This window comes from Actinomadura miaoliensis (genome assembly GCF_039536785.1).
Lineage (GTDB): Bacteria > Actinomycetota > Actinomycetes > Streptosporangiales > Streptosporangiaceae > Spirillospora > Spirillospora miaoliensis.
The window spans coordinates 13,605-37,729 of record NZ_BAAAZG010000036.1 but is presented as its reverse complement, the minus strand read 5'-3'; the positions used below and the strand labels follow the sequence as shown (position 1 = coordinate 37,729).

13 protein-coding genes are annotated in these 24,125 nt (G+C 72.2%); all 13 read left to right on the top strand.

The annotated features are described in order from the left end of the window. Positions 1-42 precede the first annotated feature (42 nt). A complete protein-coding gene (locus tag ABD811_RS23690) occupies positions 43-1,584 on the top strand; it encodes a sugar ABC transporter ATP-binding protein (RefSeq protein WP_425549452.1) in 1,542 nt (513 codons plus the stop codon). Beyond that, positions 1,581-2,630, top strand: a complete 1,050-nt coding sequence (locus tag ABD811_RS23685; RefSeq protein ID WP_344951653.1) for an ABC transporter permease — start codon at positions 1,581-1,583, stop codon at positions 2,628-2,630. The genes ABD811_RS23690 and ABD811_RS23685 overlap by 4 nt, the downstream gene beginning before the upstream one ends. Further along, on the top strand, positions 2,623-3,654 hold the full coding sequence (locus tag ABD811_RS23680; RefSeq protein WP_344951650.1) for an ABC transporter permease: 1,032 nt from the start codon (positions 2,623-2,625) through the stop codon (positions 3,652-3,654). Before ABD811_RS23685 ends, ABD811_RS23680 begins: the two co-directional genes overlap by 8 nt. A gap of 76 nt (positions 3,655-3,730) precedes the next feature. After that, positions 3,731-4,819 (top strand): rhamnose ABC transporter substrate-binding protein, encoded by a 1,089-nt coding sequence (rhaS, locus tag ABD811_RS23675; RefSeq protein ID WP_344951647.1) that lies wholly within the window; start codon positions 3,731-3,733, stop codon positions 4,817-4,819. Positions 4,820-4,838: 19 nt separating this feature from the next. After that, the gene (locus ABD811_RS23670) at positions 4,839-5,159 is read left to right on the top strand and encodes an L-rhamnose mutarotase (RefSeq protein ID WP_344951644.1); all 321 of its coding nucleotides are present in this window, start codon (positions 4,839-4,841) and stop codon (positions 5,157-5,159) included. A 79-nt stretch (positions 5,160-5,238) separates the two neighbouring features. After that, positions 5,239-6,405, top strand: coding sequence for an L-rhamnose isomerase (rhaI, locus tag ABD811_RS23665; RefSeq protein WP_344951641.1), 1,167 nt, complete (start codon positions 5,239-5,241; stop codon positions 6,403-6,405). Further along, a complete protein-coding gene (locus ABD811_RS23660) occupies positions 6,402-7,895 on the top strand; it encodes a BNR repeat-containing protein (protein ID WP_344951638.1) in 1,494 nt (497 codons plus the stop codon). Before rhaI ends, ABD811_RS23660 begins: the two co-directional genes overlap by 4 nt. Before the next feature lie 67 nt (positions 7,896-7,962). Then, positions 7,963-11,166, top strand: a complete 3,204-nt coding sequence (locus ABD811_RS23655; protein WP_344951635.1) for a family 78 glycoside hydrolase catalytic domain — start codon at positions 7,963-7,965, stop codon at positions 11,164-11,166. Positions 11,167-11,185: 19 nt separating this feature from the next. Next, positions 11,186-13,249, top strand: a complete 2,064-nt coding sequence (locus ABD811_RS23650; RefSeq protein ID WP_344951632.1) for a bifunctional aldolase/short-chain dehydrogenase — start codon at positions 11,186-11,188, stop codon at positions 13,247-13,249. Positions 13,250-13,349: 100 nt separating this feature from the next. Then, positions 13,350-14,789 carry an L-fucose/L-arabinose isomerase family protein gene (locus ABD811_RS23645; protein WP_344951629.1) on the top strand — a complete coding sequence of 480 codons (1,440 nt, stop codon included), beginning with the start codon at positions 13,350-13,352 and terminating at the stop codon, positions 14,787-14,789. A 98-nt stretch (positions 14,790-14,887) separates the two neighbouring features. Beyond that, positions 14,888-17,998 carry a family 78 glycoside hydrolase catalytic domain gene (locus ABD811_RS23640; protein ID WP_344951626.1) on the top strand — a complete coding sequence of 1,037 codons (3,111 nt, stop codon included), beginning with the start codon at positions 14,888-14,890 and terminating at the stop codon, positions 17,996-17,998. A gap of 72 nt (positions 17,999-18,070) precedes the next feature. Further along, on the top strand, positions 18,071-20,806 hold the full coding sequence (locus tag ABD811_RS23635; protein ID WP_344951624.1) for a family 78 glycoside hydrolase catalytic domain: 2,736 nt from the start codon (positions 18,071-18,073) through the stop codon (positions 20,804-20,806). Between the two features lie 14 nt (positions 20,807-20,820). Continuing rightward, the gene (locus ABD811_RS23630) at positions 20,821-24,120 is read left to right on the top strand and encodes a family 78 glycoside hydrolase catalytic domain (RefSeq protein ID WP_344951622.1); all 3,300 of its coding nucleotides are present in this window, start codon (positions 20,821-20,823) and stop codon (positions 24,118-24,120) included. Positions 24,121-24,125 lie beyond the last annotated feature (5 nt).

Here is a 24,125-nt window from a genome sequence, read left to right as displayed (position 1 = left end):
TTCATCTACGAGACATCGAACCCCCATCCGAGGAGGGCGGCCGTGAGCGCACCCGCTCGGTCGGCTCCGCCGACACTGGCGCTGGTCAACGTGAGCAAGTCGTTCGGCGCCGTGCGAGCCCTGCAGGGCGTGACCATCGAGCTCCACGCGGGCGAGGTGCACGCGCTGGCGGGCGAGAACGGAGCCGGCAAGTCGACCGTCGTAAAAACGTTCGCAGGCGTGCACCGCCCCGACACCGGGGAGGTGCGGGTCGAGGGCCGTCCGGTGACCTTCCACGGCCCCGCCGACGCGCAGGCCGCCGGCGTCGCGGTCATCTACCAGGAGCCCACGCTGTTCCCCGACCTGTCGGTCGCCGAGAACATCTTCATGGGCCGCCAGCCCCGCACCGCCCTCGGCCGCATCGACCGCCGCGCCATGCACGCCGAGACCGCCAAGCTGTTCGAGCGGCTCGGCGTGGCCCTGGACCCGCAGCAGCCCGCGCGCGGCCTGTCCATCGCCGATCAGCAGGTCGTCGAGATCGCCAAGGCCATCTCCCGCGAGGCCCGGGTGCTGATCATGGACGAGCCGACCGCCGCGCTGACCGGCCAGGAGGTCGCCCGGCTGTTCACCGTCACCCGGACGCTGCGCGACCAGGGCTGCGCGGTGCTGTTCATCTCGCACCGGCTGGAGGAGATCTTCGAGATCTGCCAGCGGGTCACCACCCTGCGCGACGGCACCTACATCGGCACCGAGGCCGTCGCCGACCTCACCCCCGACGACCTGGTCCAGCGCATGGTCGGCCGCGAGGTCGAGGCGCTGTACCCCAAGCAGGACGTGACGCCGGGCGAGGTGGCGCTGAAGGTGTCCCGGCTGACCCGCGAGGGCGTGTTCACCGACGTGTCGTTCGAGGTGCGCCGCGGCGAGATCGTCGCGCTGGCCGGGCTGGTCGGCGCGGGCCGCAGCGAGGTCGCCCGCGCGATCTTCGGCGTGGACCGCTGGGACGCCGGCGCGGTCGAGGTGAACGGCACGGCGCTGCCCCCGGCCAGCCCCACCGCGGCCATGGCCGCCGGGATCGCGCTGGTCCCCGAGGACCGCCGCCAGCAGGGCCTGGTCATGGACATGTCGATCGAGCGCAACATGGGCCTGACCCAGCTGCGCTCGCTGCGCCGCGCCACCGGCCGCGGCCCGCTGATCTCCCGGAAGGTGGAGCGCGACCGCGCCGCCGACTGGGCGCTGCGCCTGCAGCTCAAGTACGCCCGGCTGAGCGACGTGGTCGGCGTGCTGTCGGGCGGCAACCAGCAGAAGGTCGTGCTGGCCAAGTGGCTGGCCACCGACCCGGCCGTGCTGATCGTCGACGAGCCCACCCGCGGCATCGACGTCGGCACCAAAGCCGAGGTGCACCGGCTGCTGTCGGAGCTGGCCGCGCAGAACCTGGCCATCCTGATGATCTCGTCCGACCTGCCGGAGGTGCTCGGCATGGCCGACCGCGTCCTGGTCATGCACGAGGGACGGCTCACCGCCGAGATCCCGCGCGCCGAGGCCACCGAGGAGACGGTCATGGCCGCCGCCACCGGCCGCGCCGGCACCCTGGGGGAGGCGGCGTGAGCGCCACTCTCACCACGTCGCCGGGGGCGCCGTCGGCGGCGGAGAACGGCAAGCGCAACGGGCGGCTGGTCGACCTGGTGCTGCGCGCCCGCGAGCTGAGCATCGCCGCGGCGCTGGTGGTGCTGGTGCTCGGCACCACGATCGCCAACCCGCGCTTCCTGTCCGAGCAGGGCATCAAGGACATCTTCCTCAACGCCTCCATCCTGGCGCTGCTGGCCGTCGGGCAGACGCTGGTGGTCGTCACCCGCAACATCGACCTGTCGGTCGGCTCGGTGGTCGGCCTGGTGGCGTTCGTCGTCGGCGACTTCGTCTCCGGCACCGACCGCGGGCTGCTGCCGGCGCTGGCCGTCGGCATCGGGATCGGCGCGCTGTGCGGGCTCGTCAACGGCCTGCTGATCAGCTTCCTGCGGGTGCCCGCCCTGGTGGTCACGCTCGGGATGCTGTACGTGATCCAGGGCATCGACTACTACATCGCGCACGGCGACCAGATCAACGCCGCCAACGTGCCGGAGAGCATCCTCGACCTCGGCAACGGCAGCCTGCTGGGCGTGCCCTACCTGCCGCTGATCACCATCGTGATCATGCTGGCGGTCGGGTACTACCTGCGCTCCTACTCCTCGGGCCGCGAGTTCTACGCCATCGGGTCCAACCCGGAGGCCGCGCGCCTGGCCGGCGTGCCGATGCGCCGCCGGATCTTCACCGCCTACCTGGTCAGCGGAGTCCTGGCCGGGCTGGCCGGGGTGCTGTGGCTGGCCCGCTTCGGCACCGTCGTCGCCGACAACGCCAACGGCTGGGAGCTGCAGGTCGTCAGCGCCGTCGTGGTCGGCGGCGTGGCGATCACCGGCGGGGTCGGCACCGTCTACGGAGCCGCGCTCGGCGCCCTGCTCATCACCACCATCGGCAGCGCCCTGGTGGTCCTGAAGATCAACTCCTTCTGGCAGGACGCCATCACCGGCCTGCTGCTCCTGCTGGCGATCAGCGTGGACCGGGTGCTGGCCCTGCGCGTCACCCAGGCCTTGAAGAAGAGGAGCCGCCGCCATGGCTGACACGGCCGTCCGCAAGCGGGGCGGGTTCGAACCCGGCCGCCTGGTGCGCTGGGACGTGGTCGTCGCCGCGCTGCTCATCGTGGTGTTCTTCGGCGGCGCCGGGCTGTCGCCCGACTTCGGCAACTCCGACAACATCTCCTTCGCCCTCGGCGACCTCAGCGAGATCGCGCTGATCGCGCTGCCGATGACGCTGCTGGTGGTGTGCGGGCAGGTGGACCTCTCGGTCGCCTCCGTGCTCGGCCTGTCCAGCGCGCTGGTCGGCAAGCTGTGGGACGGCGGCATGCCCATCGAGACGATCATCCCGCTGGTGCTGCTGGTCGGCGTGGTGTGCGGGCTGGTCAACGGCGTGCTGGTGACCCGGCTCGGGCTGCCGTCGCTGGCCGTCACCATCGGCACGATGACGCTCTACCGCGGGCTGGCGTACGTGGTGCTGGGCACCGAGGCCGTCTCGCAGTTCCCACAGCAGTACGCCGACCTGGCCGTCAAGAACGTGCCGGGCACCCCGATCCCGTACCCGATCGCGCTGTTCGCCGTGCTGGCGCTGGCGACCGCCGTCGTCCTGCACGCCACCGGCGTGGGCCGCTCGCTGTTCGCCATCGGCGCGCAGGAGGAGGCCGCGTACTTCGCCGGAATCCGCGTCAAGCGCCTGAAGCTGATCCTGTTCGTGCTGTCCGGGCTGGTCGCCTCGTTCGCCGGGATCGTCTACACCCTGCGCTACGGCAGCGCCCGCGCCGACAACGGCCTGGGCCTGGAGCTGACCGTCATCGCGGCGGTGCTGCTGGGCGGCGTGGACTTCGACGGCGGCAAGGGCACCCTGGGCGGCGTGCTCGCCGGGGTCCTGCTGATCGGCATGATGCGCAACCTGCTGATGCTCAACGACGTCGCCAACGAGATCCAGTCGATCGTGACCGGGCTGCTGCTGGTGGTGTCGGTCCTCACCCCGCGGGTGATCGCCATCGTCCGCGAGGCCAGATCCCGGGGCGGCGGTGCCGCGGCCCCCGTCGCGGCGAAGGCCGCGTCCTGACGGCTCGACCCCTCTCCCCGCTGCACAACACCCACCCCGTCGCATCGCCGATGCGACTTTGCGAAAGGCACGACAGATGACCGTCCGTTCCGTCCTCTCCTGGCGTTCGGTGAGCGCCATCGCGAGCGCCGGCGTGCTCGCGCTCGGCCTGGCCGCGTGCGGCGGCACCACCAAGGACTCCGCCGAACCCGCCGCGGGCGGGGGCGCGGCGGCCTCGGCCTCCGCCAACCCCAACGCGGAGATCAAGAAGGGCTTGAAGATCGCCTTCCTGCCCAAGCAGATCAACAACCCGTACGAGAAGATCGTCGACGAGGCCGGGATCGCCGCGGCCAAGGAGTACGCCGGCGAGGCCAAGGAGGTCGGCCCGTCCGACGCGGCGGCGTCCTCGCAGGTGTCCTACATCAACACGCTGGTGCAGCAGCGGCAGGACGCCATCCTCATCGCCGCCAACGACCCCAACGCGGTGTGCGGCCCGCTCAAGCAGGCCATGTCCCGCGGCATCAAGGTCGTCGCCTACGACTCCGACACTTCCAAGGACTGCCGCAACCTGTTCATCAACCAGGCCAGCTCCGAGGAGATCGGCCGCAGCCAGGTCAAGCTGCTGGCCGACCAGATCGGCGGCAAGGGCGAGATCGCGATCCTGTCCGCCACGGCCAACGCCACCAACCAGAACACCTGGATCAAGTTCATGCAGGACGAGCTGAAGAAGCCGGAGTACTCCGGAATGAAGCTCGTCAAGATCGCCTACGGTGACGACGACGACCAGAAGTCGTTCCAGCAGACCCAGGGCCTGCTGCAGGCCTACCCGAACCTCAAGGGCATCATCTCGCCGACCACCGTGGGCATCGCCGCGGCCGCCCGCTACATCTCCGGGTCGGAGTACAAGGGCAAGGTCGTGCTGACCGGCCTCGGCACGCCGAACCAGATGCGCAAGTTCATCAAGGACGGCACCGTCGAGAAGTTCGCCCTGTGGGACCCCAAGAACCTGGGCTACCTGGCCTCCTACGCGGCCGCCGCGCTGGCGTCCGGGCAGATCAGCGGCGCCGAGGGCCAGTCGTTCAAGGCCGGCAAGCTCGGTTCGCGCACCATCGGCAAGGACGGCGAGGTCATCCTCGGCCCGCCCACCGTCTTCGACAAGAGCAACATCGACCAGTACGACTTCTGAGCCGCGGGAGAGGGCGCCCATGCGACGCGTGTGTTTCCTCCTGAAGGTCAGGCAGGACCGGATCGAGGAGTACCGGGAGCGGCACGCCGCCGTCTGGCCGGAGATGCAGGCCGCCCTGCGCGACACCGGCTGGCGCAACTACTCGCTCTTCCTGCGCGACGACGGGCTGCTGGTCGGCTACCTGGAGACCGACGACTTCGACAAGGCGCTGGAGGGCATGGCCCGCACCGAGGTCAACGCCCGCTGGCAGGCCGAGATGGCGCCGTTCTTCGAGGATCTGGACGGCCGCGCCCCCGACCAGGGGATGCTGCCACTCACCGAGGTCTTCCACCTGGACTAGGACGATCGGGCCGTCCCGGAGCACCCGGGACGGCCCGCAGACCGGCCACCGGGAGACCGGGGACCGGGGAAAGGAACACATGACTGACATCAGCGCGGTGAAGGACGCCCTGCGCCGCCAGCACATCGAGACTCCGTCCTGGGCCTACGGCAACTCCGGGACGCGTTTCAAGGTGTTCCCCCAGCCGGGCGTGCCGCGCACCCCCCAGGAGAAGATCGACGACGCGGCGCAGGTGCACCGCTTCACGGGGGTGGCGCCGAGCGTGGCGCTGCACATCCCGTGGGACACGGTCGACGACTACGCCGCCCTCGCCGACTACGCCGAGGAGCGCGGCGTGCGGGTCGGGGCGATCAACTCCAACGTCTTCCAGGACGACGACTACAAGCTGGGCAGCGTCACCAACCCCGACCCGGCCGTCCGCAAGAAGGCGCTGAACCACCTGCTGGAGTGCGTCGACATCATGGACGCCACCGGCTCGCGCGACCTGAAGCTGTGGTTCTCCGACGGCACCAACTACCCGGGCCAGGACGACATCCGCGAACGCCAGGACCGCCTGTTCGAGGCCCTGCAGGCGGTGTACGAGCGGCTCGGCGACGACCAGCGGATGCTGCTGGAGTACAAGCTGTTCGAGCCGGCGTTCTACACCACCGACGTGCCGGACTGGGGCACCTCCTACGCGCACTGCCTCAAGCTGGGCCCCAAGGCGCAGGTCGTGGTGGACACCGGGCACCACGCGCCCGGCACCAACATCGAGTTCATCGTGGCGTTCCTGCTGCGCGAGGGCAAGCTCGGCGGGTTCGACTTCAACTCCCGCTTCTACGCCGACGACGACCTGATGGTGGGCGCGGCCGACCCGTTCCAGCTGTACCGGATCATGTACGAGGTGGTGCGGGGCGGCGGCTACGAGCCGGCGGCCGGGATCGCGTTCATGCTCGACCAGTGCCACAACATCGAGCCGAAGATCCAGGGGCAGATCCGCTCGGTGATGAACGTGCAGGAGGCCACCGCCAAGGCGCTGCTGGTGGACGCCGACGCGCTGCGTGAGGCGCAGCGGTCCGGCGACGTGCTCGCCGCGAACGCGGTGTTCATGGACGCGTTCAACACCGACGTGCGGCCGCTGCTCGCCGAGCTGCGCGAGGAGATGGGCCTGCACCCGGACCCGGTCGCCGCCTACAAGGCGTCCGGCTACTTCGAACGGATCGTCGCCGAGCGGGTCGGCGGCACCCAGGCGGGGTGGGGAGCGTGACCACCCTGGGCAGGGCGCGCGGCCGCCGGGCGCGAGCGGCAACGCTCGGCGCCGCCGCCCTGCTCGCCCTCGCCGTCGTGCCCGCGGCCGCCGCGTCCTCGGCCGCGACGGCCGGTGCGCGGGCGGCCGTGAAGGCGGGCGAGGCGCCGTCGCTCAAGCGGCTGCGCGACACCGAGCTCGACCCGCGGGCGCTGTACTTCGTGTCCTACGACGGGCTGGTCAACAACGGGTCGTTCCAGCAGAGCGGCGTCCTCACCTACGCGGGATACCAGTACGCCGCGTGGTACACCGCCGACCGCAGCGCGGTGATCGCGCGCCGTCACCTGCCGGACGGCGCGTGGAAGACGGTGGTGCTGCCGCACCGGCTGTCGGTCGACGACTCCCACAACGTCATCTCGCTGGGGGTGTCGCCGCAGGACGGCCGCCTGCACGTGGCGATGGACACCCACAACAACCGGGTGTACTACACCAAGTCCGAGCCGGGCCTGGCGTCCAGGCCGTCGCCGAGCCGGTGGGACGCGTCCCGGTTCGGCGAGGTGCGGCGCGACCTGGACGGCGCCGACCTCGGCGACATCACCTACCCGCAGTTCGCCGTCACGCCCGAGAAGAAGCTGCAGCTGGTGTACCGGACGGGCGGCTCGGGCAACGGCACCAACGAGATCGCCGAGTACGACGGCGGCACGTGGACCAAGCTCGGCAAGTGGTCCAGCGCCGCCGGGACGTACTCGGGCAACGGCACGACCAGCAACGCCCGCAACATGTACGTCCACGGCATCACCTACGGCAAGGACGGCAGGCTGCACGCCGCGTTCACCTGGCGGGAGCAGAACTTCGGCGTGCTGTGCCACCCGGGCGGCCTGTCCAACCACGACACCGGCTACGTCTACTCCGACGACCGGGGCCGCACCTGGCGCAACGACGCGGGCCGGACCGTCGCCGCCACCGGCACCGCCGACCTGGTGGCGCTCGACGACCCGGGCCTGGTGGTCGACCCGATCGACCCCAACCACGCGCTGATGAACCAGGAGAGCCAGGCCGTCGACTCGACCGGCGCCCCGCACGTGATCATCAGCTACGTGCCGGGCCGCTTCACCCAGTGCGTCACCGACTTCACCGCCCAGCGCAAGGCGTACTCGCGGGCGTTCCACGTGACCCGCGACGCGTCCGGCAAGTGGCGCAAGGTGGAGATCCCCGTGCCGAACGAGGCGTTCGGCCGCTCCCGCATCGTGTTCGACAAGAACGACAACGCCTACGTCGTCATGCCGTTCGGCCGGATCGTCGCCGCGAGCAAGGCGAGCGGCTGGACGGACTGGAAGCTGCTGTTCGACGGCACCTTCTACGACGGCGGCCGCACCCTCAACGCGTTCGGCGAGGTCCTCGTCGACGACTCACGGATCGCCACCGACGGCGTGCTGTCGGTGATGTACCAGCGCAAGTCCTCCGGAACCACCCCCTCATCCATCCGCGTGATCGACTTCAGGCTCTCCTGACGGACGGAAGGCGACGGACTTGTCCCCCACCCCCCGGTCCTGGTCCAGATCCCGCCGCGCAGCGGCGGTGACGACGACGTTCGTGCTCCTGCTCACCCCTGTCACGCCCGCGCACGCCGCCGCCGGGCTGCGCGTCACCGCCCTGGAAACCGAGAACGCCGCCGACCCCCTGTCCGTCGTCGACCCCAGGCCCCGCCTCGGCTGGACGCTCGCGTCCGCCGAGCGGGGCCAGCGCCAGACCGCCTACCGCATCGCCGTCGCGCTGGACGGCGGCCGCAAGGTCTGGGACTCCGGAGAGATCAGAGGGTCCGCGGGCCACGGGATCCGCTACGGCGGGCCCGCGCTCCGGCCCGCCACCCGCTACACCTGGCGCGTCAAGGTCGCCGACGCGCGCGGCACGTGGACGGGATGGAGCAGGACCACCTCGTTCGAGACCGCGCTGGCCCGCGACGGCTGGCGCGGCCAGTGGATCGGGGCGCCCGCCGCCGACGCCGCCCTGCCGGACCTGACCGGCACCGACTGGATCTGGTATCCCGAGGGCGACCCGGCCACCAGTGCCCCAGCCGCGACCCGCTACTTCCGGGGCGCGTTCGACCTGTCCGCCGTGCCGTCCGGCGCCCGGCTGGTGATGACCGCCGACGACGGCTTCACCGCCTGGGTCAACGGCACCGAGGTCGGCGGCCGCGACCCGGTACCCGAGCAGGAGAACTGGCGCCGTCCCATCACGGTGGACGTGACCGCGCAGCTCCGGCAGGGCCGCAACGTCATCGCCGTGCAGGCCGCCAACGGCAAGGAGGGCCCCGCCGGCCTGCTGGCCCGCCTGGAGCTGCCCGGCCAGAACCCCGGCGAGTTCGACACCGGCGGCACCTGGCGCTCCCTGAACTCGGCGCCCAGCGGTGACTGGAAGGCCACCGGGTACGACGACTCGTCCTGGCCGGCGGCCAAGGTGCTGGCGGCCTGGGGGAGCGGGCCCTGGGGCCAGGTCCAGCCCGAACGCCCGACCCGGCCCGAGCCGCTGCTGCGCCGCGACTTCACCGTCCCCGGCAAGCGGGTGGCGAAGGCCCGGCTGTACGCCGCCGCCGGCGGCTACGTCGACCTGACGCTGAACGGCAGGAAGGTCGGGGACGAGGTGCTGCAGCCGGGGTTCACCCGGTACGACAAGCGCGTCGAGTACGTCACGCACGACGTCACCGGCCTGCTGCGGCGCGGCGGCAACGCGATCGGCGCGCGGCTCGGACGCGGCTTCTACGGCATGACCCAGCAGAACGTCTGGAACTGGCACAAGACGTCCTGGACGGCCGAGCCGCGCCTGCTGGCCCAGCTCGTCATCACCTACACCGACGGCAGCACCCAGACCGTCGCCACCGACGGGCAGTGGCGCTACGCCGAAGGCCCCGTGCGCTTCGACTCCCTCTACGGCGGCGAGTCCTACGACGCCCGCACCGAACGTCCGGGCTGGGACAGGCCCGGATACGACGACTCGTCCTGGCAGCGGGCCGCCACCGTGCAGGCCCCGTCCGACACCGTCGTCCCGGAGGAGCACGAGCCGATCCGGGTCACCGACACCCTGCGCCCGGTGCAGGTCACCAACCCCAAGCAGGGCACGTACGTGTTCAAGCTGCCGCGCAACATCGCGGGCTGGGCGCGCATCCGCGTCGACGGCCCGGCTGGCGCCACAGTGCGGCTCAAGTACGGCGAGCGGCTCAACTCCGACGGCACCGTCCAGGCCGTCAGCGGGCACGTCACCGGCCGCTTCCAGACCGACGAGTACACCCTCGCCGGACGCGCGGGCGGCGAGACGTGGGAGGCCCGCTACACCTACAAGGGCTTCCAGTACGTCGAGGTGACGGGCTGGCCGGGCGAGGCGCCCGCCGCCGCCGACCTCGACGGCCGCGAGGTGCGCACCGACCTGCGGTCCGTCGGCTCGTTCCGCAGCTCCAACGCGCTGTTCGACACGATCCGCACGGCGACGCGGCAGACGGTGGTCAACAACTGGCACGGCATCCCCACCGACACGCCGATGTACGAGAAGAACGGCTGGACCGGCGACGCCCAGCTCATGGCCGAGATGGAGATGTCCGAGTACGACCTGCGGCGGCTGTTCACCAAGTGGATGACCGACCACCGCGACAGCCAGCGGCAGTCCGACGGGCTGCTGCCGGTGATCGTGCCCGACAACGGCTGGGGGCTGGGCTCGGGCTGGCACGCCCCGCCGTGGCACGCCTCGTTCTTCACCATCCCGTGGCAGATGTACCTGCGCTACGGTGACCGCGACGTGCTCGCCGAGAACTACCAGGCCATGCGCCACTACCTGGACAACTGGCTCAAGCGGGGCCAGGACGGCCTGTACCCGAGCACGCTGAACGACTACCTGGCGCCCGGCTACGGCGGTAACACCCCCGAGGACATGCGCCTGGCCGGGACCGCCTACACCTACTCCAACGCGGTCACCCTGGCCGACATCGCGCAGACCCTCGGCCACGCCGAGGACGCCGCCCGCTACCGGGCCGAGGCCGCCAAGATGAAGGCCGCCTTCAACCGGGAGTTCCTGCGCGGCGACGCCTACGTCACCCGCTCCGACCCGGGCTACCGGCAGACCTCCGCGCTGATCGCGCTGGCGCTCGGCCTGGCGCCCGAGGAGTCGCAGAAGGCGGTCACCGACCGGCTCGTCCGCGACATCAACGAACGCGGCGGCCACCTCAACACCGGCGCGCTCGGCACCAAGTACCTGCTCACCGAGCTGACCGCGCGCGGCCACGGCGAGCTGGCCTACAAGGTCGCCACGCAGCGCACCTACCCGAGCTGGGGCTACTGGATCGACAACGGCGCCACCACGCTGTGGGAGCGGTGGGACCTGGACGCCCGGTCCCGCGACCACGTCTTCCTCGGCGGCGCCATCGGCGAGTGGTTCTTCGAGGACCTGGCGGGCATCCGCCCCGCCGCGCCCGGCTTCGACCGGATCCTGGTCGCGCCCCAGGTCCTGGGCGACCTGACGTTCGCCGAGGGCTCCACCGCCACGCCGCACGGGAAGGTCGCGGTGCGGTGGCGGCGCGAGGACGGCCGCCTGCGGCTGGACGTGGACGTCCCGGTGGGCGCCACCGCCGAGATCCGCATCCCGGCGGCATCCGCGGCGGCCGTCACCGAGAGCGGCGCCGCACTGACCGCCGCGCGCGGCGTCCGCGTCCTGGGTGCGGGCGGCGACGGAACCGTCCGGGTCGAGACCGGCTCGGGCACCTACACGTTCACGACGAGCAAGTTGACCGGCAAGTAACGACGAGGGGAAGCGAATAATGACCTCCACTCCACGCGAAGTGGAGCAGTTGCTGGAACGCGCCCACACCCTGGGCTCGGACCCGCGCAACACCAACTACGCGGGCGGCAACGCCTCCGCCAAGGGCACCGTCACCGACCCGGTGACCGCGCAGGACGTCGAGCTGATGTGGGTGAAGGGCTCGGGCGGCGACCTGGGCACCCTCACCGAGGCGGGCCTGGCGGTGCTGCGCCTGGACCGCATGCGCGCACTCGTCGACGTCTACCCGGGCGTCGAGCGCGAGGACGAGATGGTCGCCGCGTTCGACTTCTGCCTGCACGGCAAGGGCGGCGCGGCCCCGTCCATCGACACGGCCATGCACGGGCTGGTGGACGCCGCGCACGTCGACCACCTGCACCCCGACTCCGGCATCGCGATCGCCACGGCCGCCGACGGCGAGGAGCTGACCCGGCGCATCTTCGGCGACCGGGTGGTGTGGGTGCCGTGGCGGCGGCCCGGCTTCCAGCTCGGCCTGGACATCGCCCAGATCAAGAAGGACAACCCGCAGGCCATCGGCGTGATCCTCGGCGGCCACGGCATCACCGCCTGGGGCGCCACCAGCGAGGAGTGCCAGGCCAACTCGCTGGAGATCATCCGCACCGCCGAGGAGTTCATCGCCCGCAACGGCAAGGCCGAGCCGTTCGGCCCGGTGGTCGAGGGCTACGAGCCCCTGCCCGAGGCCGAGCGGCACGCCCGCGCCGCCGAGCTGTTCCCGCTGGTCCGGGGCCTGGCGTCCACGGACCGGCCGCAGGTGGGGCACTACACCGACAGCCCCGAGGTGCTGGACTTCGTCTCCCGCGCCGAGCACCCGCGGCTGGCCGCGCTCGGCACGTCCTGCCCGGACCACTTCCTGCGCACCAAGGTCGCGCCGATGGTGCTGGACCTGCCGCCGTCGGCGCCGCTGGAGGACGTCAAGGCGCGGCTGCGCGAGCTGCACGCCGCCTACCGCGAGGAGTACGCCGCCTACTACCAGCGGCACGCCACCGCCGACTCCCCGGCGATGCGCGGCGCCGACCCGGCGATCGTCCTCGTCCCGGGCGTGGGCATGTTCAGCTTCGGCGCCAACAAGCAGACCGCGCGGGTCGCCGGCGAGTTCTACGTCAACGCGATCAACGTGATGCGCGGGGCCGAGGCGCTGTCCGCCTACCAGCCGATCCCCGAGTCGGAGAAGTTCCGCATCGAGTACTGGGAGCTGGAGGAGGCCAAGCTCCGCCGCATGCCCAAGCCCAAGCCGCTGGCCACGCGGGTCGCGCTGGTCACCGGCGGCGGGTCGGGCATCGGCGCGGCCACCGCCCGGCGCCTGGCCGCCGAGGGCGCGTGCGTGGTCGTCGCCGACCGCGACCTGGCCGCGGCCGAGAAGGTCGCCGCGGAGATCGCCGACACGGCCGGGGCGCTGCGGCCCGGCGACGTCGCCACCGCCGTCGCCGTGGACGTCACCGACGAGGAGCAGATCGCCGCGGCCGTCCGCGCGGCCGTGCTGGCGTTCGGCGGCGTCGACCTGGTCGTCAACAACGCGGGCCTGTCGATCTCCAAGCCGCTGCTGGAGACCACGGCCGCCGACTGGGACCTGCAGCACGACGTGATGGCGCGCGGCTCGTTCCTGGTGTCGCGGGAGACCGCCCGCGTCATGGTCGAGCAGGACATGGGCGGCGACATCGTCTACATCGTGTCCAAGAACGGCGTGTTCGCCGGGCCCAACAACATCGCCTACGGCGCCACCAAGGCCGACCAGGCGCACCAGGTGCGGCTGCTGGCGGCCGAGCTCGGCGGGCACGGCATCCGCGTCAACGGCGTCAACCCCGACGGCGTGGTGCGCGGGTCGGGCATCTTCGCCGGGGGCTGGGGCGCCAAGCGCGCCGCCGTCTACGGCGTGGAGGAGGAGAAGCTCGGCGAGTACTACGCCCAGCGCACGCTGCTCAAGCGCGAGGTGCTGCCCGAGCACGTCGCCGCCGCCGTCTTCGCCCTCACCGGCGGGGACCTGACCCACACCACGGGCCTGCACGTGCCCGTGGACGCGGGCGTCGCCGCCGCGTTCCTGCGGTAGCGCCCCCCGCACCAGACCCGACGGGGCCGGCGCCGGTCGCGCAGGAGCCGCGCCGGCCCCGTCGTCCCACCCCAGCCGCACGTCCGAGGAGGACCTAACCGTGACGGCACACCTGGACCTGACATCCGATCGCATCACCGTCCCGCCCGTCCGGGTCGGCCTCGTCGCCGGCGGACTCGGCGCGTACTGGCCGCAGTTCCCGGACCTGCTGCCCCAGCTGAAACGCTCGGCCGAGCGCGTGTCGGAGCGCATGCGCGGCCTGGGCGCCGAGGTCGTCGACGTCGGCTTCATCTCCGACGAGCGGGAGGGCGCGGCCGCCGCCGAGCGGCTGCGGGAGGCCGGCTGCGACCTGATCGTCGGATTCCTGACCACCTACATGACCGCGACGATGCTGGTGCCGGTCGCGCAGCGGTCCGGCGCCCCGGTGCTGCTGATCAACCTGCAGCCCACCGAGTCGATGGACCACGCCACGTTCGACACCGGGCAGTGGCTGGCGTACTGCGGCGCCTGCCCGCTGCCGGAGATGGCCAACGCGTTCGCCCGCTGCGGCGTGCCGTTCCGGTCGGTGTCGGGCTACCTGGAGGACGAGCGCGCCTGGGCGAAGATCGGCCGGTGGGTGCGCGCGGCCGGGGTGCGGGCCGCGCTGCGGCGCGGGCGGCACGGCCTGATGGGGCACCTGTACCCGGGGATGCTGGACGTGTCGACCGACCTGACGCTGGTGGCCGCCAACTTCGGCGGGCACGTCGAGGTGCTGGAGTTCGACGACCTGCGGGTGCGGGTCGACAAGGTCACCGACGCCGAGACCGAGGCCCGCAAGAAGCAGGCGCGGGAGGTGTTCGAGTTCGCCGAGTCGGTCAACGACACCGACCTGACCTGGGCGGCGCGCGTGTCTGTGGGCCTGGACCGGCTGGTCGAGGACTTCGCGCTGGACTCGCTGGCCTACTACCACCGCGGGCTGGACGGCGAGGTGCACGAGCGGCTGGGCGCCGGGATGATCCTCGGCGCGTCGCTGCTGACCGCGCGCGGCGTCCCCGCGGCGGGCGAGTACGAGCTGCGCACCTCCCTGGCCATGCTGATCGCCGACCGGCTCGGCGCGGGCGGCTCGTTCACCGAACTCCAGGCGCTCGACTTCACGCGGGGGCATGTCGAGATGGGCCACGACGGCCCCGCGCACCTGGCGATCAGCGCCCGCCGCCCGCTGCTGCGCGGCCTCGGCGTCTACCACGGCAAGCGCGGCTACGGCGTGTCGGTCGAGTTCGACGTCAAGCACGGGCCGGTCACGGCGTTCGGCGTCATCCAGCGGCGGGACGGGCGGTTCGCGTTCGTCGCGTCCGAGGGCGAGGTCGTCGACGGGCCGCTGCTGGAGATCGGCAACACCACCTCGCGGGTCGACTTCGGCTGCGACCCGGGGGAGTGGACCGACGCGTGGAGCGCCACCGGCATCTCCCACCACTGGGCCCTGGCCACCGGCCACCTGGTGCCCGACCTGAGGGCCCTGGCCGACCTGATGGACGTCGAACTCGTCGTGGTCAAGCCCTAGAGCCTTCCTGACGCGGCTCACGCCGCGGACACCACGTGAACGTGATCGGGGGATCCGTGCACGCGGCGCCTCACCGCGCCCGAAAACTGGAGGAGCCCATGCGGCGATTCCCGTTCCGACCACTACTCGTCCCCGTCCTGGCCGTCACCGTCGCCGGATCCCTGGCGGCGGCCCCTGCCGCCGCGTCCGCCCCCGGCGGTGACGGCGTGCGCGTCGACCAGACCCGCACCGAGCACGGCGATCGTCCCCTCGGCATCGACGCGCCGCGTCCCCGGCTGAGCTGGCGGCTCGGCTCGGCCGCGCGCGGTCAGGCCCAGACCGCCTACCAGATCCGCGTGGCCACCGACCCGGGCCGTCTCGGCAGGCCCGACGTGTGGGACAGCGGCAAGGTGTCCTCGTCGCAGTCGGTGCTCGTCCCCTACGGCGGGCCGGCGTTGAAGGCGAGGACCCGCTACCACTGGACGGTGCGGGTGTGGGACGTGCACGGACGGCCCTCACCGTGGAGCAAGCCCACGTGGTGGGAGACCGGCCTGCTGGACGGCGCGACCCTGGGCGGCCAGTGGATCGGCCACGACGCCCCGGTCCCGCTGCCCACATCGTTCACCGGGCAGAACGACCCGTCGCAGCTCACCCAGGGCAGCACGCAGGGGCAGACGTTCACCTCCGACAGGCCCGTCAGCCGGGTGTCCATCCCCATGCCCACCTGGCACACCACCGACGCCGACGTCACCGTCTCCCTCTACAGGGGCGGCCCCGGCGGCGAACTGCTGGCGCGCAGCCGCGTCGAGAACCACCCGGACAACGCCGAGGCCGCCCTCGTGCTGGACGAGCCCGCGCCCGCCGGGACGTACTACGTCGAGCAGTCCGACCCGTCCGGGCAGATCGGCTGGTGGAGCCACACCGGCGGAGGCTACGAGCACGGGCAGGCGTACCGGGACGGCAAGCCCGTCGCGGGAGACCGGCGCTTCACGTTCACGACGGTGACCACCGGGCCCGACGGGTTCACGCCGCAGCTGCGCAAGGAGTTCAGCCTCGGCAAGAAGGTCAGGCGGGCGCGGCTGTACTCGACCGCGCTCGGCGTCTACCAGGCCGAGATCAACGGCCGCCGCGTCGGCACCGAGGAGCTGGCGCCCGGCTGGACCGACTACGGCAGGCGCGTGCAGTACCAGGCGTACGACGTGACCGGGCTGCTGCGGCGCGGCGGCAACGCGATCGGCGTGACGGTGGCGCCCGGCTGGTACTCCGGCCACATCGCGATCTTCGGGCCGAACCAGTACGGCGAGCGCCCGTGGCTGCGGGCCGAACTGGACGTCGACTACACCGACGGCACCTCGCAGCGCATCGTCACCGACCGCACCTGGCGCAGCGCCGACGGGCCCGTGGTGACCTCGGACCTGCTCATGGGCGAGCAGTACGACGCCCGCGAGGAGACCCCCGGCTGGACGCGGCCCGGGTTCGACGACGGGGCCTGGAAGCAGGTCATCGTCAACGACGAGGCCACCGCCCGGCCCGTCGGCCGGCTCGACGCGCCCACCCGGGTGGAACGTGACATCACGCCGGTGAAGGTGACCAGCCCCAAGCCGGGAGTGCACGTCTTCGACCTCGGCCAGAACATGGTCGGCCGGGTGCGGCTGCGCATCCCCGCCGGCGGGAAGGCGGGGCAGACCGTCACCATCCGGCACGCGGAGGTGCTCAACAAGGACGGCACCCTCTACACCGGCAACCTGCGCACCGCCAAGGCCACCGACACCTACACGCTCAACGGCGGGGGCGCGCAGACCTACGAACCGCGCTTCACCTTCCACGGCTTCCGCTACGTCGAGGTGACCGGCTACCCCGGCACCCCGTCGCGCGACGCCGTCGTGGGGCGCGTCATGCACACGGCCGAGCCGTTCACGATGTCGTTCTCCACGGACGTGCCGATGCTCAACCAGCTGCACAGCAACATCACCTGGGGGCAGCGAGGCAACTTCCTGTCCATCCCCACCGACACCCCGGCCCGGGACGAGCGCATGGGGTGGACGGGCGACATCAATGTGTTCTCCCGTACCGCCACCTACAACATGGACTCCGCCCGCTTCCTGACCAAGTGGATGCGGGACATGCGCGACGCCCAGGCCGCCGACGGGGCGTTCCCCGACGTGGCCCCGAAGGTCGGGTTCATCGGCGGCGGCAGCGCCGGCTGGGGCGACGCCGGGGTCACCGTCCCCTGGAACCTGTACCAGGCGTACGGCGACCGGCAGGTGCTGGAGGACAACTACCCGGCCATGCAGAAGTGGATCTCCTACCTGGAGACCAACAGCACCGGGCTGCTGCGTCCCGCCTCCGGCTACGGCGACTGGCTGAACGTCGGCGACGAGACGCCCAAGGACGTCATCGGCACCGCCTACTTCGCCTACAGCACCGGGCTGGTCGCCAAGGTCGCCCGCGCCCTCGGCAAGGAGGACGACGCCGAGCGCTACGACGAGCTGGCCGGGCGCGTCCGCGACGCGTTCGTCAAGGCGTACGTGTCGGAGGACGGCCGGGTGAAGGGCGACACCCAGACCGCCTACGTGCTCGCCCTGTCCATGGACCTGCTGCCCGGATCGGCCCGCAAGCCCGCGGCGGACCGGCTCGTCGAGCTCATCAAGGCACGCGACTGGCACCTGTCCACGGGATTCCTGGGCACGCCCCAGCTGCTGCCCGTCCTCACCCAGACCGGGCACACCGACGTGGCCTACAGGCTGCTGCACCAGCGCACGTTCCCGTCCTGGGGCTACCAGATCGACCAGGGAGCCACCACCATGTGGGAGCGCTGGGACTCCATCAAGCCCGACGGGTCCTTCCAGGACGCGGCGATGAACTCCTTCAACCACTACGCCTACGGAGCGGTGGGCGAATGGATGTACCAGAACATCACGGGCATCGCCGCCGGACAGCCCGGCTACCGGCACACCGTGATCCGTCCCCGCCCCGGGGGCCAGGTGCACCGGGCCACGGGACGCTACGACTCGGCCTACGGCCCGATCCAGACGTCCTGGACCGTGCGTGACGGCCGCTTCACCCTCGACGTGTCCGTCCCCGTCAACACCACGGCCGAGGTGTGGGTGCCCGCCCGCGCCGCAGCCGAGGTGACCCAGGACGGGGCCCGCTTCACCCGCATGGAGGACGGCGCGGCGGTCTTCACCGTCGGCTCTGGCACGTACCGGTTCTCCGCACCCGCCCAGTAACGACGAGCCGGCGCGCGTCCCCCGCCGCGCGCGCCCACCCCCATTTCGCTCGCATCACCCCCGAGGAGTTACATGCGTGCCATCTCGCACCGTTCCCTGGCCGTCGCGGCGGGGGCGCTGACCCTGGTCTCCGTCGCGCTGCCGGGCTCGATGGCCTCGGCCGCCGTCAAGGCCGCGGGTCACGCGCCGAAGGCCCCCGTCGAGCTGACCGTCGGTGACCGCGCCCGCCCCCTCAACGTGGAGGGCGCGCCGCTGTTCGGCTGGCGGCCGCGCGACGTCGACCCCGGCGAGACGCAGACCGCCTACCAGGTCGTCGTCCGCGCCGACGGCGGCGCGCGCGTGTGGGACAGCGGCAAGGTCGCGTCGGGCAGCCAGGAGTACGTGCCGTACGGCGGGCCCGCCCTCACCCCCGGCACCGGCTACACCTGGACGGTGCGGACGTGGGACCGCACCGGCAAGGTCTCCCCCTGGTCCCGCCCGGCCGAGTTCGACACCGGCCTGCGCGACCAGGACTGGCAGGCAAGCTGGATCCGGCGCACCACGGCCGAGGCCGACGACTACACCCTGGCCCGCAAGGAGTTCACCGTCGGCACATCCCGCGTCGTCCGGGCCCGGGTGCACATCTCCGCCAGCCACCAGTACGCGCTCCACCTCAACGGCGAGGTCGTCGACCACGGCCCCGCCTACGAGTACCCCGACAGCGGCTACTACCGCACCGTGGACGTCACCTCGCGGCTGAAGGAGGGCCGCCCGGCCGCGCTGGGCGTGCAGTACCACTGGCACGGGGGCGGGCAGGGCCGTCCCAAGGGCGAGCCCGGCCTGCTGGTGCGGCTGGAGGTCGAGCACGCCGACGGCACCCGGCAGGTCGTCGTCACCGACGGATCGTGGAAGGTGACGCGCGGCCCCTGGAAGACGGCCCCGCGCCGCAACGGCGACGGCGCCGACTACGTGGAGGAGTACGACGCCACCGCCGAGCCGCTCGGCTGGGACCGCCCCGGGTTCGACGACTCGTCCTGGCAGGCGCCGCAGGTCGTCGGCGCCCACCCGGCCGGGCCGTTCAAGACCCTCACCGGCCAGGAGACCGACCTCTCCTACACCGTGATCCGCCCGCGGAAGGTGACGCGGCTGGAGTCGGGCGCGCTGGTCGCCGACTTCGGAAAGATCATCCCGGGCATGCCCGTCGTGCGGTTCCGCGACGGCGAGGCGGGCCGCCACGTCGCCATGCACGCCGGGTACGTGCTGGCGTCCGACGGGTCGGTGTCGCGTTCCAAGAGCGACAACCAGAGCACCGACCTGACCTACGGGCACACCCAGCGCGACGGCGACCAGACGTTCCGGTCGTTCACCTACATGGGCTTCCGCTACTTCGAGATCGAGCCCGGCGCGGGCGTCGACCCCGAGGACATCAGCGCGGTCGTGCAGCACACCGAGGTGGACCTGTCGCGCACCGCGAAGCTCCGCACGTCCGACGAGGGCGTGGACGCCGCCTACGACCTGATGCGGCGCTCGGCGCTGTACGGGTCGCAGTGGCAGTTCCTGGACACCCCCACCCGGGAGAAGGGCCAGTTCCTCGGCGACGCGGTCGACATCTCCCTGGCCACCATGTCCGCCTACGGGGAGCGCCGCCTCACCCGGCAGGCCATCACCGAGTTCATCGAGTCGCAGGCCCGCTACTGGCCCGACGGCCGCCTCAACGCCGTGTACCCCAACGGCGACGGCAAGCGCGACATCCCCGACTACACCGAGATGTTCCCCGGCTGGGTGTGGGAGTACTACCTGCGGTCCGGTGACGCGCGCACCCTGGCCGCCGCGTACCCGGTGATGACCGCCGTGGCCGACTACGTGCGCCGCCACATCGACTCCGGCACGGGCCTGGTGACCCGCCTGACCGGCGGCTCGGGCCAGTACCAGTACGGCATCATCGACTGGCCCGCGACCATGCGCTACGGCCACGACATGGACACCGCCGCCCGCACGGTCATCAACGCGCTGGGCGTCGACGTGTTCAACGCCACCGCCCGCGCCGCCGACGCCCTGGGCAGGGGCGGCGACGCCGCCGCGCTGCGCCGCGACGCCCAGAACCTGGCCGCCGCCGTCAACGCCAAGCTGCGCCGCCCCGACGGCGTCTACATCGACGGCCTCAGAAGCGACGGCACGCAGAGCACGCACGCCTCGCAGATCGCCAACGCCTACGCCGTCGCCTACGGCGTCACCCCGGCGGCCGACCGCGACCGCGTCGTGTCCTACGTCGCCGGGCTCGGCATGCGGATGGGGCCGTTCACCTCGCACGGGCTGATGAAGTCCCTCGCCGACCGCCCCGACCAGGTCGTCGAACGCCTCACCGACACCGAGGGCCCCGGCTGGGGCAACATCCTGGCGCGCGGCGGCACGTTCACCTGGGAGTCGTGGGACGCGCCTGAGACCGGGCAGAGCCACTCCCACCCGTGGGGGTCGGTCGCGCTCGTGGACGTCCAGGAGTCCCTGCTGGGCGTGTCGGTCACCGCGCCCGGCTCCGCGCGGGTGCGGGTGCGCCCGCCGCTGTCCGGACTGGACCGCGCGTCGGGCACCGTGCCGGTGCAGCGCGGCGACGTGGGCGTCGACTGGGCCCGGCGCGGCGCCGTGTTCCAGATGTCGGTGGACGTGCCGGTCAACGTGACCGCCGAGGTGCACGTCCCGGCCCGCGCCGCCGCCGACTTGCGCGTCACCGGCCCCGCCGCGTCCACCGCCCGGTTCACGGGCATGCGCGACGGCTACGCCGTGTACCAGGTCGGCTCCGGCCGCCTCACCTTCCACTCCTCGGCCCGCTGACTCGGGGGACCCGCATGGAGAACACCACCCCCAGCCGGCCCACGCGCAGGCACGTGCTGCAGGCCGGTGCCGTGGGGGCGGGCGCGGCCGTCGCCCTGGGACCGTCGCTGACCGACCCCGCGTCGGCGGCGGCCCCGGGCGACCGGCCCGAGCGCCTCACCGTCGAGTACGCCGAGCAGCCGCTCGGGCTGGACGTGCCGCGGCCCCGCCTCGCCTGGCTGCCTCCCGCCGGCACCACGCGGCAGACCGCCTACCAGATCCGCGTCACGCGCCACGACGACGACCGCCCGGTGTGGGACAGCGGCCGCGTCGCGTCCGACGCCACCGCCCACGTCGAGTACGCGGGCCCCACCCTGGTGTCCCGTACCCGCTACCGGTGGCAGGTCCGCACCTGGGACGAACGCGGACGCCCCTCCCCGTGGAGCCGCCCGTCGTGGTGGGAGATGGGCCTGCTGCGTCCCGAGGACTGGCGCGCCCGCTGGATCGGCGGCCGCCAGGACCCCGACCACGACTGGGCCGACCAGAGGACCACCTTCGTCTTCACCCTCACCGGCGACGCGCTGGACTTCCTGTTCCGCGCACGCCCCGTCGGCAAGACCTACGGGGAGACCTACACCTGGCGCGTCACCGCCGTGGACGGCGTGCCGACCCTGGTCGCGCAGGTCCGCCGCTACCCGGGCGGCAGCAGTTCCGACACGACGCTGACCACGCTCAAGCGGGTGCCGATCACCAACATCGCGCCGGGCGAGCTGAGGAACACCCGGCACACCCTCGCCGTCGAGGCCCGCGGCACCACGATCACGACGTGGATCGACGGGGAACGCGTCGACACCCTCACCGACGGCGCCCAGAAGTCCGGCACGATCGGCGTGCGGGCCGAGACGGCCGCCGCCGGGATGCTGCACGAGGTGACGGTCGAGACCGGCGGCGAACGCGTCTTCCACACCGATTTCGCGCGCGGCGCCAACCCGTTCACCGGCGGCGACGTCACCGGCGACGGGCTGGCCGTCCCCGGGCAGGCGACCGGCAAGGACATCGTCCTGCCGATCGCCACCCCCGCGCCGCTGCTGCGCCGGGAGTTCACCGCCAAGGGACGCGTCAAGCGCGCGCGGCTGTACGTCGCGGCGGGCGGCTTCCCCAAGCTCAGCCTCAACGGGCGGCAGGTCGGCGACGCCGCCATAGAGAACGGGTTCACCGCCTACGACAAGCGCGTCCTGTACCGCACCTACGACGTGACGGACGCGGTGCGCCAGGGCGGCAACGTGCTCGGCGCCGAACTCGGCCGCGGCTGGTACGGCCTGGCCGACCCCAACGAGTGGTACTGGCACCAGGCGCCCTGGCACGCCCAGCCCGCCCTGAAGGCGCAACTGGAGATCACCTTCACGGACGGGCGTCACCAGCTGGTCACCACGGACGGGTCGTGGCGCGCCACCGACGGGCCCACCCGCTACGACTCGATCTACGGCGACGAGCACCACGACGCCCGCCGCGCCCTGCCCGGCTGGGACCGCCCCGGCTTCGACGACCGGACGTGGCGCCGGGCCGCGACCGTCGCCGGGCCGTCCGGACGCCTGGTCGCCGCCCAGCTCGAACCGATCAGGCCGGTGGCGGAGGTCGCGCCGGTCTCGGTCACCGAGGCGAAGCCCGGCGTGTGGGTGTTCGACTTCGGCCGGATCTTCGCCGGCTGGGTGCGGCTGGACGTCTCCGGCCCCGCCGGGCAGACCGTCACGCTGTTCCACTGCGAGAAGCTCAACGCCGACGGCACCGGATCCGACGCCGGGAACCGCCTGATCGACACGCAGCTGCAGAACGACCGCTACACCCTGGCGGGGCGGGGCCGGGAGACGTGGGAGCCGTCGTTCGGCTACAAGGGATTCCGGTACGTCCAGGTCACCGGCTTCCCGGGCCGCCCCACGCGGGCGACGCTCACCGGCCGCGTCGTGCACTCGTCGGTGCCGTCCACCGGCACGTTCACCAGCTCCGACGAGCTGCTGAACAAGATCCAGCAGGCGGCCCGCAACACCCTGCTCAACAACACCCACGGGTTCGTCACCGACACGCCCACCTACGAGAAGAACGGCTGGACCGGCGACGCCCACGCCTCGGCGCTGGCGGCCGCCTGCAACTTCGGCATGGCCCGCGTGTGGACGAAGTGGCTGGCCGACTTCCGCGACGCCCAGTCTCCCAAGGGCGAGATCCCCGAGATCGTCCCGTCGACCCCGCTGTACGGCTATGAGAACACGCCCGGCTGGAACATGATCTGGGGCGCGGTCCCGTCGTGGGACGCGGCCACGTTCGTGCTGCCGTGGGAGATGTACACGGCCTACGGCGACACGCGGATCCTGGCCGAGATGTACGACACGCACAAGAAGCTCGTGGACTACACGCGGACGTACTTCACCGACGACCACGTCTACGCCAATAAGCAGAACGTCTTCCTGGGCGAGTACGCGGGCAAGGGCCCGGTCGGCCCGGTGGACGCCACCGCGTCGGCCTACTACTTCTACATGGCGGACCGGCTGTCGGAGAGCGCGCGGCTGCTCGGCGACAACGGCGCCGCCACCAGGTACCGGACGCTGGCCGGGCAGATCCGCGACGCCTACAACAAGCGGTACTGGGACGCGTCCCGGCGCGTCTACCGCACCGTGGGCGCCGACGGCACGGTCCAGGCCTACGCGCAGACGCAGAACGCGCTGCCCCTGGCGTTCGGCATGGTGCCGGACGGCCAGGAGAAGGCCGTCGCGCGAAGCCTGAACGACGACATCGTCGCCCAGGGCCACCACCTCACGGCGGGAGTGTTCGCGGGCCGTTTCCTCATGACGCTGCTCAGCGACCACGGCTACACCGACACCGCCTACAAGGTGGCCACCCGGACGACGGAGCCGAGCTGGGGGCACTGGATCGTCAACGGCCATTCGACGATGTTCGAGGGCTGGGCGTTGACGTCCCGCTCCTACGACCACCACTACTGGGGGTCGGTCAGCTCGTGGTTCTACCAGGGGCTGGCGGGGATCCGTCCCGGCCGGCCCGGCTACCGCACCGTGACGATCCGGCCGGGCGTGCCCACCGGTCTCGACCGGGCGGCCGCCTCCCTCGACACCGTGCGCGGCAGGGTCGAATCGGCCTGGTCGCGTGACGGAGACCGGTTCGACCTGCGCGTCCGTGTGCCCGCCGGCACGGCCGCCGAGGTCTGGGTGCCCGGACGGAACGTCCGCGCCCCGGCCGGTGCCCGGTTCCTGCGCCACGAGGACGGCCACGCCGTCCACGAGGCCGGCGCGGGGACCTTCGCGTTCGGTTCCACCTACCCCGCATGACCAGG